Genomic DNA, 17,013 nt, shown 5'->3' on the forward strand with positions numbered 1-17,013 from the left:
ATGCTGTCTAAGGTATTGTTGACCAGAGCCTCACCAATCCTTAGTGGGGCTTATTTAGGTATAATTGAAAAAGGCTAGGTAAAAGTAGCGGCGTAAATACGCCGCTATTATTTTATAAAATCAATAAGCTAAGATTAACTAATATGAGTGAACCAGCATGATTAAGGTAGATGCTGCCCACCTGTCACGCCCATTATTTCCGCGGTAATGTAACTTGACTCTTGCGATGCTAAGTATACATAGGTGGGTGCTAGTTCAGCAGGCTGACCTGGTCTGCCTAATGGTACGTTATCACCAAATTCAGGCAATTTTTTAGCCGGTTGGCCGCCACTTTGTTGAAGCGGGGTCCAAATTGGCCCTGGAGCAACCCCATTAACCCTAATGCCTTTATCAATCACCATTTTTGCTAAGCTTTTAGTAAAGCTTGTAATTGCGCCCTTAGTCGATGCGTAATCAAGAAGCCCAGCAGAGGGTTGATAGCATTGGATAGAGGTTGTATTAATAATACTAGCGCCCGGTGGCATATGTTTTACCGCCGCTTTTGTTATCCAAAACATAGCAAATACATTTGTTGCATATGTTTGGCAAAATTGCTCGGTAGATAAATCGTCTAACTCTGCAACAAACTGTTGCTTACCCGCATTATTCACTAATATGTCGATTGAGCCTAAGTTTTCAACGCTTTGCGCCACAAGGTCGTTACAAAAACTCTCATCAGAGATATCGCCTGCAATTCCCCATGCTTTGTTACCGCTGGCTTTTAATATATCGAGTGTTTCTTTCGCATCAGCTTCTTCGCTGGCTAAGTAATTAATAACTACATCGGCACCTTCTCTGGCAAATGCAATGGCAACCGCTCTGCCAATGCCCGAGTCGCCCCCGGTGATCAACGCCTTGCGACCCTTTAATCTGTCGCTACCTACATAGGTATCTTCGCCGTGATCTGCTTTAGGTTTTAAAATTTCATCTAGGCCTGGGTCTGGTTGTTCACTGTCTTTTTCGGTCCGTCCCATTTGATATTGGCTTCTAGGGTCTTGCATCGTAAATTGGTTAGTTGGCATATCAACGTCTCCTTTAACGTAAAGTTTAAGTTGGATTAACTGCATGTAATCGCAAAGAGCCTAATGGTAGATAACGCAGCAATGCGTGTTACCTATGTCTTTGCTTGGCGGGAATAGACGTAAAAGTGAGTGTGGTTGTAAAATATTGAGTATAAGTAGCAACTTACTAATCTAGCACTTGCCTCAATTGTAGAGTCAGCTTGAAATGCGCCCACTTTGTATCTCCTTTAACGTATTTGCTTGGCCAAGGTTTTACTGACCATGTATATTGAAGGAGCAATAGATATGCCATAGCGTTATTTTTACAATATGAAGCTATATTACTTATTTTAAAGCATTAATTTTAAAACTAGGAAAGGAGTAAGTGAAAAAAATGGGTAAAAAATGGATAAGAGTACCGAAAATGTTACACGCTATTTATCGAGCTAGTTAATTAGGTGAGTAAGGACAGTGAATGGCTTATAGTCAAAGCCGTAAATAACAGCGTTTTTAATTAAGGCTTAGGTGATATCGCCTAAACTACAACGCGCTTTTATCGCACTTTTATATAGAAGGGTAGCCAAATTATTGAGGTTTATGTGCGTGGCAGTAAATTACTAATTACATGTATTAATACACGTAATTAGTAATTGAAATGTAGTGGCAAACACACCCAGCTATTACAAAGAGGTGCCAAATTGCGTGGCTAAATTGAGTGCTTTTAGCGCTATAAAATAATGTTCCTAAGCTATAAAAAATGCCACCGGCCAGTAACCAGTACAGTGCTTTTACATCAATATTTAAATAAAGTGGGTATACAATCGCAAGGGCAAACCAGCCCATAAGTAAGTAGGTAGCCAGCGAAACTTTTTTATTACCATTTTTAACCAGCACTTTATAAGCAACGCCACCAAGCGCGACTGCCCAAATAAAACTCAGTGTCCCCCAAGACCACAATCCATTTAGAGATAGCAATAAAAATGGGGTGTACGTACCCGCTATTAATACGTAAATAGCGCAGTGATCGCACTTTTTATAAAAAGCGCGTAATTTTGGCTGTACACTGGCGTGATAAAGTGTGGATGATAAAAACAATACAAATAAACTAGCCCCATATACAGCGGTGCTAATATAAGCTTTTACGCTGGTGGCTTGTTTAAATAAATCCCACATTACAAACACAGCAAAAAAGATACCCAGTGCATGGCTTAATACATTGAGTTTTTCTTCTTTGCGAGAATAGGGTGCCTCTATAGTCATACTAGTCCTACCACTTATTAATTAAACTTGAGTGTACAGGTGTACGCTCAATGTTTCAATGTCAGCATTATTACTGTAAATTTGTCACCGTACTTTTATTGATTTTAAAGGGAATTAATCGGGTATAGTGTGGTCGTATAGTCTCAATTAATTAAGGCACGTTTATCATGAAAAAAGAGCTCAAAGCCGTTTTACTTACTGCCATTGTGTATCCTGGGGCAGGGCATTTTTCGCTTAAAAAGCATTTTATAGGCTGTATTTTTGCAGGTGTATTTACGCTACTTTTGTTTATGACATTAGGTGATATTTTGGCTATAGCGCAATGTAGCGCAAATGAAATTTTAGCAGGTAAAATTCCGATGACGGCTTCAGGCATTTTACAAGCCGCCCGTAATCCATCAGGTGAATGTGCTCAGCTTGGGGAATATAAATATCTTCCTTTAATGGTGGTCATTTGGTTACTAAGTATGGTTGATGCTTATCGGTTAGGTAAAAAAGTTAAACCCGATACGCAAAATAAAAAGTAATGGTAGTCGTTGTTTTAAACTGCAAATAGTGAACTAAAAATATTTACTAATAGTTAGTCAAAAAATTAAAAAGGTTAGTTAAATTAACCAAGCCTGAATACTGCGTTGCTGTATGGTTTTTAATATAGTCTTTATATATCAATGATTTAATTTTTATTTTTCTGTTGGCACAACCCTTGATTATGTTATTGCGTCTAAACAATATACACAACAAGGAATACCATTATGAAACATTCAATTAAAATCGCTATGGCAAGTTTATTAGTATTAGGTTCTTCGCAAGTACATGCGAGTGAAGTGGACCTAGATGTAACTGATATTATAACGCAAAACGTAACAAGCTATATTAATCAAGCAACGGCAGAGCTTGAACAATCAATTTCGCAGAGCCTTAGTTTTGATGCCCAGGCAGTACTTGAGCAATTTGTAAATCAAGCGCAAGAACAAGCTGACGTTACCACGCAGTCTTCAATGCCGGTAACTACGCAAGTTAAAGCTAAATAAGTGTAAAAGGATAAGACGATGAGTAACGAATTAGGATTATTTGCACTTATGTTGGCGCCTGTTGTAAGCATGATTAGTGTTTACTATATGGTACAAGTAATAAAAAGTATGGGAAGTTGGATCAACTTTTAATTTATAGGTAAATAATTCGATTTGAGTAAGCTGATCGACTTAGTAAAAGCGCACGTAAATAAAGGCAGTGTAATTTAAAGAAGTAGACTTTATGAAACGTGCGATTTTCCCATTACCAATATTTGTGTTACCAGAAGGCTATACGCGTTTGCGTATATTTGAGCCTAGGTATTTAAACATGGTAAAAACCGCACTACAAAATAATGTCGGTTTTGTACTGTGCACCTACCAGCACGACACGCCATTTAATATTAGCGCTCAGGGCTGTTTGGTCGATATTATCGACTTTGATCAAGACCCTAGCAATATGCTACTCATTGATGTGTACGCTGCTAAAAGCGTGCAAATAAATGACGTATACCAAGATGAAAGTGAATTGCGCCATGGCTTATTAAGCGATTGCAATACGCCGTATTGGTACAATGACTCCCACAGTGAAATTTCGGCTGATAATCAACGCTTGTCTGATTCTTTGCAGGACATATTTTTAAACAATAAAGAGCTTTCTAGTTTATATAGGCAAACCAAGTTTGATAATTTAGCCTGGGTAGCTGCGCGCTGGCTTGAACTGTTACCTATATCTATCGATAAAAAACAGCAACTTGCGTTCGAAAGTAACTTTGCTAACTTACTAAACTTCCTCCATACTGTGATTAACAATGAATTTGCCTAAAATAATGTGATCTGCGTTTAATTGCTTGGCGTATAGATATATACAAAAGCATACACGGGATTAATTATTATGGTAAGTCAACAACCCTCACCACGTTGTGAACCTAATACAGGTAAATATACTGCCATGCCAGAAACGCCAAGTGCAGAGCTTATGCAAGCTCTGCTTGATGTAGCTACTTCGCGAGACAAAAGAGCGTTTGCTTACTTATTTGAATACTTTGCGCCAAAAATTAAACGCTTTGGAATTAAGCAATTTGGCTCTGAGGCACAAGCAATGGAGCTTGTACAAGAAACACTAACCTCAGTGTGGCGTAAAGCGCATTTGTATCACAGCGAAAAAGGGGCTGCGACGACTTGGGTATATACCGTAATGCGTAATGCCTCATTTGATATGCTTCGTAAAATGAAAAGTAATAAAGAAGAAAATATAAGCGAAGATATTTGGCCACTTATTAACGAATCTCAAGATACAACACTCGAATTTAGCGACCACTTGGAAGATCAACAAATTAAACGTTACCTAGACAAACTACCAACCGCACAGCGAGAGGTCGTCCGAGGTGTTTATTTCCAAGATATGTCGCAAGAGCAACTTGCTCAACAATTAAATATTCCTGTAGGCACGGTAAAATCACGATTGCGTTTAGCCTTGCAAAAATTACGTAATGAAATGGGAGATCAGCATGATTAAACATCACCCTAGTGAATCTTTACTAGCACAATATTGTTCAGCGCAGTTACCTGCATCGTTAAGCGTTGCGGTATCTATACACGTTGATATGTGCCCAGTTTGCCAAGCAAAAGTGGCAAAACTTGAAGCCGCTAATGCAAAGGATGTATTTAGCGATGCGTCATACGCCCCTGATACATTAAATTTAAGCAATGATTTACAATCGCCAGATTTTGACGCCGACCTGCTAGATTTGATAACCGCCGATGCTAGCATTGATGAAGTTTACGAAGTTGAGCCGGTAACCGTACAAGTTAATGAGCATAACTACGAATTACCACGCGCCTTAACACGCATTTCGCATGGCCGTTTTACGCAAGTGGGTAAGCTTGCTCGCTCTCGCGTTGCTATTGATGATGGCCCATTGCGCTCAAGCCTTTTACATATTGGCGCAGGGGGCGAAATCCCCGAGCATACTCATACTGGTTTTGAAGTAACCTTGCTACTTGATGGTGAATTTAGTGATGAAGAGGGCAGTTACGTGCCAGGAGACTTTATTTGGCAAGATGGCTCTCATCAGCACACCCCACTTACAAAAGATGGCTGTTTATGCTTTACAGTAGTCAGTAGTGCGCTACATTTTAATAAAGGGCTCAGTAAGTTACTTAATCCTATAGGTAACTTGATTTATTAAGAGAATTTATGCAAACAGACACAATAAAAATAGGTATTAGCGCCTGCTTAGCAGGCGAAAAAGTACGTTTTGATACAGGCCATAAAAAGTCTAACTTTTGTATGGATGAACTTGGAAAACATGTAGAGTACACGCGTTTTTGCCCAGAGGTAGCCGTAGGGTTACCTATTCCTAGGCCAACCATACGCCAAGTACGCGTAGGCGATACAATAAAAGTGTGTCGCCCAGATGGCACTGGCGATGTTGGGCCTAAGCTAACTGAATACGGTAAAAAAGTAGCCACAGAGCAAGCTAAAAACCTAAGTGGTTTTGTTTTTTGTGCGAAAAGCCCAAGCTGCGGTATGGAAAGAATTAAAATTTATAACGAGGCGGGCACCGGCAATACCTCTGAAGGCGTTGGTTTTTTTGCTGAGCAAATAATGAAGCACAATCCATTACTGCCATGTGAAGAAAACGGCCGCTTAAACGACATGCATTTACGCGAAAACTTTGTAATGCGCGTGTACGCGTACAAACAGTGGCAGTTATTAGCTTCTGAGCCGCTCACAGTGCATAAGCTTACCCAGTTTCATTCGCAATATAAGTACTTATTAATGGCTCATAATTATCAAGCTTACCGCGACTTAGGTAATTTACTTGGTACTTATAAAGGTGATGATATTAACGCTTTAGCAGATGAGTACATTCTTGGGTTAATGAACGGCCTTAAAAAGCCTGCATCACGTAGGAATAACTGCAACACGTTAATGCACTTGCAGGGCTACTTTAAAAAAGACTTATCTAAGGTTGAAAAGCAAGAGCTACGCGATGCCATCGATGAATACCGTCAAGGTTTAGTGCCTTTGTACGTACCGCTTACTTTGTTAAAACATCATCTGAAAGTACACCCTAATGAATACCTAGAAAAGCAGGTGTTTTTTAATCCTTACCCTAATGAACTAAAATTACGTTACGGCATATAATGAATACACTTTTCTGGTTTAGGCGCGATTTGCGCCTTTTTTCTAACGAAGCGCTTATTGAAGCGCTAAATAATGGCGCTAAACAGGCCATTTTTTTTATCTGCGAAAAGCAATGGCAACAACACAACGCCGCTCCCATTCAAATAGATTTACTAAAAAGACGCCTCAATTATATACGCGAGCAGCTAGCACAGTACGCAATAGAGCTGCATATTTTTGACGCTCCTTACTTTGACGATTGTGAAAGTGCGCTTTTATCATTTTGCGATAAACATCAAGTAGAACATGTAATTGCTAATAAAGAGTATGAGTTAAATGAAGTAAATCGTGATGCGCAAATACTTGCAAAGTGTGATGATAAAAATATTACGTTTACCCTCTATGAGGGAGATGTAATAGCGCCTGTAGGCAGTGTTAAAAACCAAAGTAACGAAATGTACAAAGTGTTTACGCCATTTAAAAAACAGTGGCTTAAACAACACCAAGATACTCACTTTAGCTTATTACCGTGGCCTTTAAAAAAACAGCCGATAAATAACAACGCACAGGCAATTAAAAGTGATGGCAGCTCAGAAAAATGGCCAGTTGATGATGAAAGCTTAGCAACCATTGTTGATAATTTTATTTGCGACAAATTAAGTAGCTACGACGATCAGCGTGATATACCCAGCATTAAAGGAACATCGGGTTTAAGCCCTTATCTAGCTCTGGGTATTATAAGCCCTAAGCAGTTACTGGTTAATATTCAAAACCGCTACCCAGATATTTTAACAACATCTAAAAGTAAAACTTTTACTTGGGTAAACGAGCTTATTTGGCGCGAATTTTATCGTCATTTAATTGCGCAATTTCCTAAGCTTTCTCGTGGTGATAACTTTAACGAAAAGTACAATGGCGTTAAATGGCGTAAAAACGAGGCTGAGTTTAAAGCCTGGTGCGAGGGAAAAACAGGTTACCCACTCGTTGATGCAGCGATGAGACAGTTAGTTCAAACCGGCTGGATGCATAACCGTTTAAGAATGGTGGTCGCCAGCTTTTTGACCAAACATTTATTAATTGATTGGCGTGAAGGCGAGCAGTTTTTTATGCAGCACCTTATTGATGGCGATTTAGCCTCTAATAATGGCGGTTGGCAGTGGGCTGCAAGCACTGGCTGTGACGCGCAGCCTTATTTTCGCGTATTTAATCCTATCACTCAAAGTGAGCGCTTTGATCCTAATGGTAAATTTATACGTAAATATTTACCAGAGCTTGAAAAAGTGCCAGATAAACATATTCATTTTCCTCATGCTTATTTAGCGTCAATAGGGGCTGATAAGCAATGTTACTGGCCGTCAATCGTAGATCATAAAGCAGCTCGCGAGCGTGCAATAGCTGCATTTAAGGGGTGATATGGAAACAGCATTACCGGTAGCAAAATTTGTAGAAATATATCAACAACTCGATAAATCAAACCTGCATTTGCTTAATGATATTTACAGCGAGCAAATTAAATTTAAAGACCCAATGCACGAAATACACGGGCTAAGCGAGCTTACCCGATATTTTTCTAATCTATATAGTAATGTTAAGCATTGTCAGTTTGATATTAGCGACACCTACGAGCGTGATGACAAAGCATTTTTGTATTGGACTATGCATTACGCCCACCCAAAACTGGCTTCTGGCAAAACTATATCGGTAGAAGGGCACAGTAAGCTGGTTTTTAAAGAAGGTAAAATTATTAACCACCGCGACTATTTTAATGTAGCTGAAATGCTATACAAGCATATTCCCATTTTGGGTGGCGTTATAAATTACATAGATAAACGAGCAGGGTAGCGATGAATATTTTAATTACAGGTGCAACCTCAGGTATTGGCGAGCAGCTTGCAATAAAGTACGCACAGCAAGGCAACACGGTAATTGCTTGCGGTAGAAACCTTGAAAAGTTAGCTGAGCTTGAAAAACACACCAATATTAAAACGTGTCAGTTTGATGCCACAGACCTTAAAGACATAAAGCAAGCAACCCTTGGGTTTAGTGCTTTTGATAAGGTTATTCTTAACGCTGGTAACTGTGAGTATGTAGATGATGCCCGTAACTTTGACAGCGCTTTGTTTGAGCGAGTTATTTCAGTAAACCTGCTGGCGATGGGCTACTGCCTAGAGGCACTATTACCAAAAATTAGTGCGGGCGGACAACTTGTACTTGTTAGCTCAAGCGTTACGTATTTACCTCTGCCACGCTCTGAGGCTTATGGCGCATCTAAAGCCGGGGTAAGCTATTTAGCGAAAAGTTTAGCAATCGACTTAAATGATGTTGATGTTACGTTGGTGCACCCTGGTTTTGTTAAAACCCCCCTTACTGATAAAAACGATTTCCCAATGCCTATGGCTGTTACTGCAACAGAGGCCGCCGATTATATGATTAAGGGGATCAATAAACGCCGTAAAGAAGTTCATTTTCCTTATCGGTTTACGCTTATTTTAAAAGCATTACGTATTTTACCGTTACCACTTTGGTTACGTTTAGCAAAAGGATTAGCCCGTTGAAAAAAATAGCAATAATAGGTTCTGGCGTATCGGGTTTAACCTGTGCTCATTTACTGCATAAGCATTACGATATTACTGTATTTGAAAAAAACGATTACATTGGTGGTCATACCGCGACAGTAGAGATATCGGATGCTGGGGTTAAACGCGCAATAGACACGGGCTTTATCGTATTTAATGACCGCACCTACCCGTACTTTGAAAAACTACTCGCGCGCATTGGCGTAGACAGACAAGAAACACAAATGAGCTTTAGTGTTCATAATCAAGCAAGTGGTTTTGAATACAACGGACACACCTTTGCAAGTTTATTTGCTCAAAAAAGAAATATATTTAGGCCTAAGTTTTGGCGCTTGTTGAGCGATATAGTTAAGTTTAATAAATTATGTAAAGCAATGCACAGCGAGCAAAACTACCCTAAAGATCAAACGCTGGGTCAGTTATTAGATACGCACGGCTTTAATGACTTTTTTAAATACCATTACATTTTACCTATGGGGGCGGCAATTTGGTCAACCAGCATCAAAGAGATGCAAAATGTAGGGGTTGAGTTTTTTGTAAACTTTTTTTACAACCATGGCTTACTTGATGTTACAAACAGGCCGCAGTGGTATGTAATCCCTGGTGGGTCTAAGCAATACATTAAGCCGCTTATTAAAGGTTTTGCAGAGCGGATAAAACTAAATACCGACATTGAGACGGTTACGCGTGTATATAATAAAGTAATTATTACTCTTGAAAATGGCGAACAAGCTGAATTTGATAAAGTGGTATTTGCGTGTCACTCAGATCAAGCCCTTGCATTACTTGGTGATGCGACTGAGCAAGAACAGGCTGTATTAGGTGCAATCCCTTATACCGAAAACTCGGTAGTACTGCATACAGATACCAGTTTACTGCCAGATAGAAAAGCCGCCTGGGCTAGCTGGAATTACTTACTAAACGAAAACACCGACAAAGCAGCGGTTGTTACATACCAAATGAATATACTGCAAGGTATAGACTCAGATACACAATTTTGTGTAACCCTTAATCACTTAGAAGGGATTAACAAAGCAAATATATTACGTGAGTTTACTTATCATCACCCTGTTTTTAACGAAGCATCCATTGCCGCACAAAAACTCAAGCACACTGTTGATGGTCAAAATAATAGCTATTTTTGTGGTGCTTATTGGTATAACGGTTTTCATGAAGATGGTGTTCGCAGTGGGGTAGATGTTGCTAAGCAATTAGGTGTTGAATTTGAATAGCGCTGTATACTTAGGCGATGTAAGGCACAGGCGCTTTGCGGTAAAAAACCATCAGTTTAAATACCCGCTTTATATGATGTGGGTAGATTTAAAAAATCCGTTATTGCTTAATAACATTCACCCTATGCTAGGTACTTTTGGGTTTAAAGCACTGCGTTTTAATCAATCCGATTATTTAAACACACAGTCAAACTCAGAGCCATTAAGTATTATTGAACGTGCACAGTGCCAAATAGAAAAACTAGGTGTTAAAGAAACGTTTTCGCATATTTATATGCTTGGCCAGCTTAGGTGTATGGGCATTTATTTTAGCCCTGTAAATTTTTACTTTTACGGTAATAGCACCGATAACTTTAAATATATGGTTGCTGAGGTAAGCAATACGCCGTGGAATGAGCGCCATTATTATTTGGTGCCCTTACAAAAAAAAGTGAACTTTAAGAAGGCTTTCTCCGTATCACCCTTTATGAATTTAGATATGGACTACCATTGGCAGGTACAACATACAGCCGATAACACATTAATTCATATAGAAAATAAACGTGGGGATGAGTTGTTATTCGACGCGTCTTTACGATTAAAGCGAAGTCAGTTAACGAAGCAAGAAATTAATAAATTATTAAAAAAATTTCCTGCGATGACTTTATCTATTTTCAAAGGTATTTATGTGCAAGCACTTAAGCTGTTTATTAAAAGGGTTCCTTTTTTAGGTCATTCAGGAAAACCTTAGTATAGTTAAACAAGCTTAGTTGCGGGTAGCGATACAATTATAAAGGGTTTAAGATGGAAAAAGTCTCGAGTATAAACTGCCAAGAGCAAACAGGTTGGTTTACAAACTTATATAAAAAGCTAGTCACCAAAGCCTTTGCAAGTATTGAAACAGGCCAAATAGTGTTAGTTGAAAACAGTCGCTCAACAGTATTCGGTCAACAACATTCAGACTTAAAAACCACGATTACCGTTAACGACACTGCCATGTACAAAGCATTTGCGCTATCTGGCAGTGTGGGTGCTGGTGAGTCTTATATTCTTGGGCAATGGTCATGTGATAACTTGACCAAACTCATCGAAATTTTTGCCATAAACCAAAAACAACTAGATGCTTTTGAAAAAAAATTCTCGTTTTTTAGTGGCCTAGCCCACCGTTTTAACCATCTTAAAAACAGCAACTCAGAATCTGGGTCGAAAAAGAATATCGTTGCACATTACGATTTAGGTAACGATTTATACGAGTCATTTTTAAGCGAGGAAATGCTTTACTCCTGCGCTGTTTATCCATCAAAAGACGCCTCTCTTGAGGACGCTCAACAAAATAAGCTGAAACAAATTTGTGAGCAGGTAGAGATAAACGAAGGCGATTCAGTTATTGAAATTGGCACAGGCTGGGGGGCGTTTGCGATTTACGCGGCCACACATTACAACTGCCATGTGACCACAACAACGATTTCTGATGAGCAATATGCCTATGTTGAAAACAAGGTTAAACAGTTAGGACTTGAAAATAATATAACTTTGCTCAAGCTTGATTACCGTTTATTAGAAGGTCAATACGACAAGCTTGTATCAATAGAGATGATAGAAGCAGTAGGGCATGAATACCTACCAAGCTTTTTTAAGCAATGTAATAGCTTGCTTAAAGAAGACGGTGCAATGCTTATCCAAGCGATCACTATTGGCGATCAACGTTATCAACATTATTTAAAAAACTCTGACTTTATTCAGCAGTATATTTTCCCCGGTGGTTGTTTGCCTTCAATTAATGAGATGAGCGAGCAAATTAAGAACAATACCGATATGGTTATTCATACTGTAAGCGACATAGGCGCGCACTATGCTAGAACACTAGCCGATTGGCGCACACGCTTTATTGATAACTGGCACACCTTAGACAGTGACAAGTTTGATGAGCGTTTTTACAGATTATGGTTATTTTACTTTGCTTACTGCGAAGGCGCTTTTAGAACGCGAGCAACCAGTACCGTTCATTTAACGGCACGTAAACCACGTTTTACTAGTCAAAATGACGAAATTGCCCTTAATTATTAATTTTGTGCTTTTTCAAACAGTGTGGTTTTTATCACTGTTTTTAGAAGCTCAATCTGTTTTATACACCTCTGGTATTGTTGTGCTTATGTTTGTTTTATCAAAGCAGCATAAGCTCGACGCGTTGCTTTTAGTAAAAGCTTTACCAATTGCGCTGTTATGTGAATACCTTGCTGTGCAGCTAAACCTTTTGGAATTTAAAGTATCCCCTTTTCCGCTTTGGTTAGCCTTGCTATGGGCAGCATTATTGCTTTGCTTAAACACATCAATGGCGTTTATTACTAATCTAAAACTTTGGCAAGGCTATTTAGTGTGCTTAGCCTTGGCGCCAATTAGTTATTATTCAGGCGCTCAATTTGGCGTGCTTAGTATTTATTCACCTGTGTGGATGTTTTGGCTTCTGTACGGCGCACTGTGGGCTGCTGCCTTTACATTAATTCTTATTATTAACCAAAAAATTAAAGCGATTATAAATTTTAGCAAGCAATAACAGGAGCTTGTATGAATATCACCGCAAAAATATGTGCAATAACGGCCGCAATGATTATGGCTACTTTTTTTACCCCATTGAGCTTTAGCGAAGAGCAAACTGACTTTAAAAAAGTGGGCGAGGCGCGCATGGAATATTTATTTTGGGATGTTTACGATGCAACGTTATATACCCGCTCAGGGAGTTACAAACAGGGGGCGCACCCCGTTAAATTTACGCTCACCTATTTGCGAGACTTTGCAGCAAAAGACATTGTTAAAGCCACTAAAGAGCAATGGCAGCATTTAGGTAAAAGTGATTTATCAGCTAAGTATGCTGATAAATTACTCGCTCTTTGGCCAGACATTAAAAAAGGCGAGTCGTTAAGCTTACAAACATCACCAAGCGGTCAGGCTACTTTTTATCATAATGATAAAAAGTTAGGTGAAATTAGTGACTCGCAATTTGCCAACCAGTTTTTAGCTATTTGGCTAAGCCCAAACACCTCAGAGCCAGTACTTAGAAAACAATTATTAGGGATTTAACATGCGCAATATAAATAAATTTAAACAGCTATGTATTTTAATGGCCGCATTATTTTTAGTGAGCTGCTCCGCGCCAAAAGTAGAGCACTACAATAGCAGCAACCCAGAATTTGATTTTAAAGCGTTTTTTAGTGGCGATTTGAAAGCATACGGCGTTGTGCAAGATTATAAAGGCGAACTCACACGTAAACTTGTTGTCACTATGAATGCGCGCTGGGAAGGTAACGAGGGCGTTATAGAGGAAGACTTTGTGTATGACGATGGTGAAACACAAAAGCGTATTTGGTATGTCACCCTTAATGACGATAATAGCTTAGTGGGACGTGCTGATGATGTACTTGGCATTGCAACCGGTAAAAGCGCAGGCAGTGTGTTTCATTGGAACTACAATGTGGCCTTACCCTATGACGGTAGTACGCTTGAGGTGAATTTTGATGATTGGATGTACCTGGTTACACAATCGCGCTTGATAAACCGAACGTCTATTGTTAAGTTTGGTGTCGAGGTTGGGGAAGTGACCTTAGTTATCGAAAAAATATAGAGCAGTGTGTTATTTAAAGTGTGCCTTTTGTGTACTTAAATTAAGTTTTAGTTAACCCAACACGCTGTATTTTACCGAGAATTATTAAAATTTTACGCATTTTCGAAGTATTTAAGCAAAAAATGCAATTTGCTGTTGCTAACTCCTTAAAAATGCATAAAGATAGGTTTTGCGAAGGCAAAATAATAACGAATAGGAATCTAACAATGAATAAAGCTCAATTAGTTGAAAAAATCGCTACTGATGCAGAAATCTCTAAAGCTGCTGCTACACGTGCACTTGACGCGTTTACTGGCGCTGTAACTTCTTCTTTAAAAGAAGGTAATTCAGTTGCATTAGTAGGTTTTGGTACTTTCTCAGTTAAAGAACGTGCAGCACGTACTGGCCGTAACCCACAAACGGGTGCTGAGATCCAAATCGCAGCGGCAACTATCCCAAGCTTTAAAGCAGGTAAAGGTCTTAAAGACCAAGTAAACCCTTAATTGGCGTTTTACAGAATTTTTTAAAAAAGAGCTATTTAGCTCTTTTTTTTTGCCTGTATTAAAGTAGCGAGCTTACCTAAGTTAAGCTTATTTCCACATGCCTAATTAGGTATTAATGCAGAGCGTTGTAAGGCAAGGCTTAGCATAAAAAATCCCTGCTAATTGCTTAGCAGGGATTTAATATTAAACGCTTAAGCTTTAATTAATTACGCTTTTAACGCTTTGTCACCACGGCCGATCCCTACAGCACCAGAGCGCACCACTTCAATAATGTCGGTTTCATGGCGTAGGGTGTCTAAAAACGATTCTATTTTGTCTGTGCTGCTTACCAGTTGTAAGCTGTAGCTTTGGCGTCCCATATCTAAAATAGCACCTTGGAACACATCTACCACGCGTGTAACCGCTGCACGGGTGGTTTCGTCTTGGGCAAATACTTTAACAAGTAATAATTCACGTTCGATGTGACTCATTTCGGTTAAATCAATAATTTTAAGTACATCAACTAATTTATTAACTTGTTTGGTAATTTGCTCAACGATTCTATCATCACCCATAGTGGTAATGGTGATACGTGACAGTGACTCATCATCAGTTGTACCCACTGTTAAGCTATCTATGTTGTAGGCGCGCTGTGAAAAAAGCCCAACAATGCGAGATAAGGCTCCCGGTTCATTTTCTAATAAAATAGATAATATACGACGCATTATGCTTTTACTCCTTTACGTAACCACATCTCATCAATGCCACCTAGTTTAATTTGCATTGGGTATACATGTTCTTTTTCATCAACGTTAATATCTAAAAATACTAAACGGTCGTTAATGCTCATGGCTTTATCTATAGCAGGTTGTAGCTCATCTAAAGTATCTACCTTTATGCCTACATGGCCATAGCTTTCAACAAGTTTTACAAAGTCAGGTAATGAATCCATATATGAAGATGAATGGCGACCGCCGTAAATCATATCTTGCCATTGGCGTACCATGCCTAATGAGCGGTTATTTAGTGAAACCACTTTTACAGCCAAGTTGTACTGTAAGCATGTTGATAGCTCTTGAATATTCATTTGGATTGAGCCATCGCCGGTTACACACACTGACTCTTTATCAGGAAAGGCAAGCTTAACACCCATAGCTGCTGGTAAGCCAAAGCCCATGGTGCCTAAGCCCCCTGAATTGATCCATTGGCGAGGGTTTTTAAATGGATAATATTGCGCTGCAAACATTTGGTGCTGACCCACATCAGAGCTTACATATGCGTCACCATTAGTGGCTTTATACACTGCTTCTATAACAGCTTGAGGCTTTATTTTATCGCCATCGGTGTTGTAGCTTAGACACTTTTGCTCGCGCCAGCTAATAATTTGTCGCCACCAATCCTCTTGTGCACTGCGATCAATTTGAATGCTACTTTTATCTATGCCGGTTTGCAGTTGCTCCATCACAGTGGCTAAACAGCCCACAACCGGAATGTGTGCTTTAATCGTTTTAGAAATAGAGGTCGGGTCTACATCTACGTGAACGATGGTTGCATTAGGGCAAAACTTTTTAACATTATTGGTTACACGGTCATCAAAACGCGCTCCCAGTGCTAAAATTACATCGGCATTTGCCATGGCTTTATTGGCTTCAAGCGTGCCGTGCATACCCAGCATACCCACGTAATTTGGGTGAATACCCGAAATACCGCCTAAGCCCATTAATGTATTAGTGATAGGTGCATTGAGCGATTCAACTAAGCGGGTTAATTGCTCAGATGTGTTAGATAAAATAATACCGCCGCCTGAGTATATAACCAGTTTTTTAGCTTCTAAAATTGCGGTAACCGCTTTGCGAATTTGTTTAGAGTGACCCTTTGTATTTGGGCTGTAGGTTCTAAGCTCTGTTGTTTTAGGGAAGTTGTACTCAAACTTAATAGCAGGGTTAAGCATATCTTTTGGTAGCTCAACAACAACGGGTCCTGGGCGGCCAGTACTTGCAATGTAAAACGCTTTTGCCAAAATAGCCGGAATTTCTTCAGCGCTTCTGCAGTTAAAACTATGTTTTACAACCGGGCGAGAACAGCCAACAATGTCGGTTTCTTGGAATGCATCGTCACCAATTAAGCTAGTAGGTACTTGCCCCGATAATACCACCATCGGAATTGAGTCCATATAAGCGGTGGCAATACCTGTAATACAGTTAGTTGCGCCAGGGCCTGAGGTAGCAAGTACAACACCAACTTCGCCAGTAGCACGGGCATAACCGTCAGCCATATGGGTTGCGGCTTGTTCGTGACGCACTAAAATATGTTCAATGTCTTCTTGTTGAAAAAGTGCATCGTATAAATCTAAAACCGACCCACCTGGGTAGCCAAAAATATACTTAACCTTCAACTCTTTTAATGCCTGAACAACTAGTTCAGAACCATTATATTCTTGTTTGCTCATCCTCATTCCTCTGTGCGCTGTTTATGCATAAAAAAACCCCCGCGTAGTGCGAGGGTTTTTAAAAAGCAATTTCACTTTTTAATACATCCCCGCTGGGCTTATCACTAAGACCACTACGAGTACGATTAAAAGGTGAAGTTGTTTTTTCATAATTGTCACTTTATAAAAAGCAAAATGCTGCTTTAGATTAAAAATTCTATATGGGGTTATTTTTAAGGGTTTTACGTGCTTATGTCAACCTTGAAAGAGCTGTT

General features: G+C 39.4%; 20 protein-coding genes. 16 read left to right on the plus strand and 4 right to left on the minus strand.

Annotated features, from left to right (window positions below; all coding sequences use genetic code 11):
- Positions 1-161: 161 nt before the first annotated feature.
- Entirely contained in the window at positions 162-1,061 is a 900-nt protein-coding gene (locus OIZ54_RS04975; RefSeq protein ID WP_264389887.1) for an SDR family oxidoreductase, read from the minus strand.
- 609 nt (positions 1,062-1,670) lie between these two features.
- Positions 1,671-2,300: a PAQR family membrane homeostasis protein TrhA gene (gene trhA, locus OIZ54_RS04980; RefSeq protein WP_121638500.1), complete on the minus strand. Its 630-nt coding sequence runs from the start codon at positions 2,298-2,300 to the stop codon at positions 1,671-1,673.
- A 167-nt stretch (positions 2,301-2,467) separates the two neighbouring features.
- On the opposite strand from trhA, the gene OIZ54_RS04985 reads away from it, so the two are divergent.
- The 16 genes from OIZ54_RS04985 (at position 2,468) to OIZ54_RS05060 (ending at position 14,331) form a co-directional block, all read left to right on the plus strand.
- Positions 2,468-2,827 (plus strand): hypothetical protein, encoded by a 360-nt coding sequence (locus OIZ54_RS04985; protein ID WP_121638501.1) that lies wholly within the window; start codon positions 2,468-2,470, stop codon positions 2,825-2,827.
- Between the two features lie 225 nt (positions 2,828-3,052).
- A complete protein-coding gene (locus OIZ54_RS04990; RefSeq protein WP_055254108.1) occupies positions 3,053-3,331 on the plus strand; it encodes a hypothetical protein in 279 nt (92 codons plus the stop codon).
- A 223-nt stretch (positions 3,332-3,554) separates the two neighbouring features.
- Positions 3,555-4,136: an LON peptidase substrate-binding domain-containing protein gene (locus OIZ54_RS04995; RefSeq protein WP_004586417.1), complete on the plus strand. Its 582-nt coding sequence runs from the start codon at positions 3,555-3,557 to the stop codon at positions 4,134-4,136.
- Positions 4,137-4,205: 69 nt separating this feature from the next.
- Positions 4,206-4,829 (plus strand): sigma-70 family RNA polymerase sigma factor, encoded by a 624-nt coding sequence (locus tag OIZ54_RS05000; RefSeq protein ID WP_264389888.1) that lies wholly within the window; start codon positions 4,206-4,208, stop codon positions 4,827-4,829.
- The gene (locus OIZ54_RS05005; RefSeq protein ID WP_264389889.1) at positions 4,822-5,502 is read left to right on the plus strand and encodes a ChrR family anti-sigma-E factor; all 681 of its coding nucleotides are present in this window, start codon (positions 4,822-4,824) and stop codon (positions 5,500-5,502) included. The genes OIZ54_RS05000 and OIZ54_RS05005 overlap by 8 nt, the downstream gene beginning before the upstream one ends.
- A gap of 8 nt (positions 5,503-5,510) precedes the next feature.
- Positions 5,511-6,464: a YbgA family protein gene (locus tag OIZ54_RS05010; RefSeq protein ID WP_096042971.1), complete on the plus strand. Its 954-nt coding sequence runs from the start codon at positions 5,511-5,513 to the stop codon at positions 6,462-6,464.
- On the plus strand, positions 6,464-7,855 hold the full coding sequence (gene phrB / locus OIZ54_RS05015; RefSeq protein WP_264389891.1) for a deoxyribodipyrimidine photo-lyase: 1,392 nt from the start codon (positions 6,464-6,466) through the stop codon (positions 7,853-7,855). Before OIZ54_RS05010 ends, phrB begins: the two co-directional genes overlap by 1 nt.
- A gap of 1 nt (position 7,856) precedes the next feature.
- Positions 7,857-8,285, plus strand: a complete 429-nt coding sequence (locus OIZ54_RS05020; RefSeq protein WP_121638505.1) for a nuclear transport factor 2 family protein — start codon at positions 7,857-7,859, stop codon at positions 8,283-8,285.
- A 2-nt stretch (positions 8,286-8,287) separates the two neighbouring features.
- Positions 8,288-8,998, plus strand: coding sequence for an SDR family NAD(P)-dependent oxidoreductase (locus OIZ54_RS05025; RefSeq protein ID WP_264389892.1), 711 nt, complete (start codon positions 8,288-8,290; stop codon positions 8,996-8,998).
- Positions 8,995-10,251 carry an NAD(P)/FAD-dependent oxidoreductase gene (locus tag OIZ54_RS05030; protein WP_264389893.1) on the plus strand — a complete coding sequence of 419 codons (1,257 nt, stop codon included), beginning with the start codon at positions 8,995-8,997 and terminating at the stop codon, positions 10,249-10,251. Before OIZ54_RS05025 ends, OIZ54_RS05030 begins: the two co-directional genes overlap by 4 nt.
- Positions 10,244-10,981: a DUF1365 domain-containing protein gene (locus tag OIZ54_RS05035; protein ID WP_264389894.1), complete on the plus strand. Its 738-nt coding sequence runs from the start codon at positions 10,244-10,246 to the stop codon at positions 10,979-10,981. Before OIZ54_RS05030 ends, OIZ54_RS05035 begins: the two co-directional genes overlap by 8 nt.
- A gap of 53 nt (positions 10,982-11,034) precedes the next feature.
- A complete protein-coding gene (locus OIZ54_RS05040) occupies positions 11,035-12,297 on the plus strand; it encodes an SAM-dependent methyltransferase (protein ID WP_004586408.1) in 1,263 nt (420 codons plus the stop codon).
- On the plus strand, positions 12,272-12,784 hold the full coding sequence (locus OIZ54_RS05045; protein ID WP_264389895.1) for a DUF2878 domain-containing protein: 513 nt from the start codon (positions 12,272-12,274) through the stop codon (positions 12,782-12,784). The genes OIZ54_RS05040 and OIZ54_RS05045 overlap by 26 nt, the downstream gene beginning before the upstream one ends.
- A gap of 50 nt (positions 12,785-12,834) precedes the next feature.
- On the plus strand, positions 12,835-13,308 hold the full coding sequence (locus tag OIZ54_RS05050; protein WP_264389983.1) for a chalcone isomerase family protein: 474 nt from the start codon (positions 12,835-12,837) through the stop codon (positions 13,306-13,308).
- Between the two features lies 1 nt (position 13,309).
- On the plus strand, positions 13,310-13,849 hold the full coding sequence (locus tag OIZ54_RS05055; protein WP_024031747.1) for a DUF3833 domain-containing protein: 540 nt from the start codon (positions 13,310-13,312) through the stop codon (positions 13,847-13,849).
- 206 nt (positions 13,850-14,055) lie between these two features.
- On the plus strand, positions 14,056-14,331 hold the full coding sequence (locus OIZ54_RS05060) for an HU family DNA-binding protein (RefSeq protein ID WP_004586404.1): 276 nt from the start codon (positions 14,056-14,058) through the stop codon (positions 14,329-14,331).
- A gap of 206 nt (positions 14,332-14,537) precedes the next feature.
- On the opposite strand, the gene ilvN is transcribed toward OIZ54_RS05060, so the two are convergent.
- Both ilvN and OIZ54_RS05070 read right to left on the minus strand, forming a co-directional pair.
- Positions 14,538-15,035, minus strand: a complete 498-nt coding sequence (gene ilvN, locus OIZ54_RS05065) for an acetolactate synthase small subunit (RefSeq protein WP_004586403.1) — start codon at positions 15,033-15,035, stop codon at positions 14,538-14,540.
- On the minus strand, positions 15,035-16,759 hold the full coding sequence (locus OIZ54_RS05070; protein ID WP_004586402.1) for an acetolactate synthase 3 large subunit: 1,725 nt from the start codon (positions 16,757-16,759) through the stop codon (positions 15,035-15,037). Before OIZ54_RS05070 ends, ilvN begins: the two co-directional genes overlap by 1 nt.
- Positions 16,760-17,013: the final 254 nt, after the last annotated feature.

It is taken from the genome of Pseudoalteromonas sp. A3 (assembly GCF_025942345.1).
Classification (GTDB): Bacteria; Pseudomonadota; Gammaproteobacteria; order Enterobacterales; family Alteromonadaceae; genus Pseudoalteromonas; species Pseudoalteromonas atlantica.

What these genes read in the sequence shown, in the direction of transcription:
- OIZ54_RS04975 (WP_264389887.1), bottom strand. Translation starts at nt 1,061, where the DNA reads ATGCCAACTAACCAATTTACGATGCAAGACCCTAGAAGCCAATATCAA.
- trhA (WP_121638500.1), bottom strand. Translation starts at nt 2,300, where the DNA reads ATGACTATAGAGGCACCCTATTCTCGCAAAGAAGAAAAACTCAATGTA.
- OIZ54_RS04985 (WP_121638501.1), top strand. Translation starts at nt 2,468, where the DNA reads ATGAAAAAAGAGCTCAAAGCCGTTTTACTTACTGCCATTGTGTATCCT.
- OIZ54_RS04990 (WP_055254108.1), top strand. Translation starts at nt 3,053, where the DNA reads ATGAAACATTCAATTAAAATCGCTATGGCAAGTTTATTAGTATTAGGT.
- OIZ54_RS04995 (WP_004586417.1), top strand. Translation starts at nt 3,555, where the DNA reads ATGAAACGTGCGATTTTCCCATTACCAATATTTGTGTTACCAGAAGGC.
- OIZ54_RS05000 (WP_264389888.1), top strand. Translation starts at nt 4,206, where the DNA reads ATGGTAAGTCAACAACCCTCACCACGTTGTGAACCTAATACAGGTAAA.
- OIZ54_RS05005 (WP_264389889.1), top strand. Translation starts at nt 4,822, where the DNA reads ATGATTAAACATCACCCTAGTGAATCTTTACTAGCACAATATTGTTCA.
- OIZ54_RS05010 (WP_096042971.1), top strand. Translation starts at nt 5,511, where the DNA reads ATGCAAACAGACACAATAAAAATAGGTATTAGCGCCTGCTTAGCAGGC.
- phrB (WP_264389891.1), top strand. Translation starts at nt 6,464, where the DNA reads ATGAATACACTTTTCTGGTTTAGGCGCGATTTGCGCCTTTTTTCTAAC.
- OIZ54_RS05020 (WP_121638505.1), top strand. Translation starts at nt 7,857, where the DNA reads ATGGAAACAGCATTACCGGTAGCAAAATTTGTAGAAATATATCAACAA.
- OIZ54_RS05025 (WP_264389892.1), top strand. Translation starts at nt 8,288, where the DNA reads ATGAATATTTTAATTACAGGTGCAACCTCAGGTATTGGCGAGCAGCTT.
- OIZ54_RS05040 (WP_004586408.1), top strand. Translation starts at nt 11,035, where the DNA reads ATGGAAAAAGTCTCGAGTATAAACTGCCAAGAGCAAACAGGTTGGTTT.
- OIZ54_RS05045 (WP_264389895.1), top strand. Translation starts at nt 12,272, where the DNA reads ATGACGAAATTGCCCTTAATTATTAATTTTGTGCTTTTTCAAACAGTG.
- OIZ54_RS05050 (WP_264389983.1), top strand. Translation starts at nt 12,835, where the DNA reads ATGATTATGGCTACTTTTTTTACCCCATTGAGCTTTAGCGAAGAGCAA.
- OIZ54_RS05055 (WP_024031747.1), top strand. Translation starts at nt 13,310, where the DNA reads ATGCGCAATATAAATAAATTTAAACAGCTATGTATTTTAATGGCCGCA.
- OIZ54_RS05060 (WP_004586404.1), top strand. Translation starts at nt 14,056, where the DNA reads ATGAATAAAGCTCAATTAGTTGAAAAAATCGCTACTGATGCAGAAATC.
- ilvN (WP_004586403.1), bottom strand. Translation starts at nt 15,035, where the DNA reads ATGCGTCGTATATTATCTATTTTATTAGAAAATGAACCGGGAGCCTTA.
- OIZ54_RS05070 (WP_004586402.1), bottom strand. Translation starts at nt 16,759, where the DNA reads ATGAGCAAACAAGAATATAATGGTTCTGAACTAGTTGTTCAGGCATTA.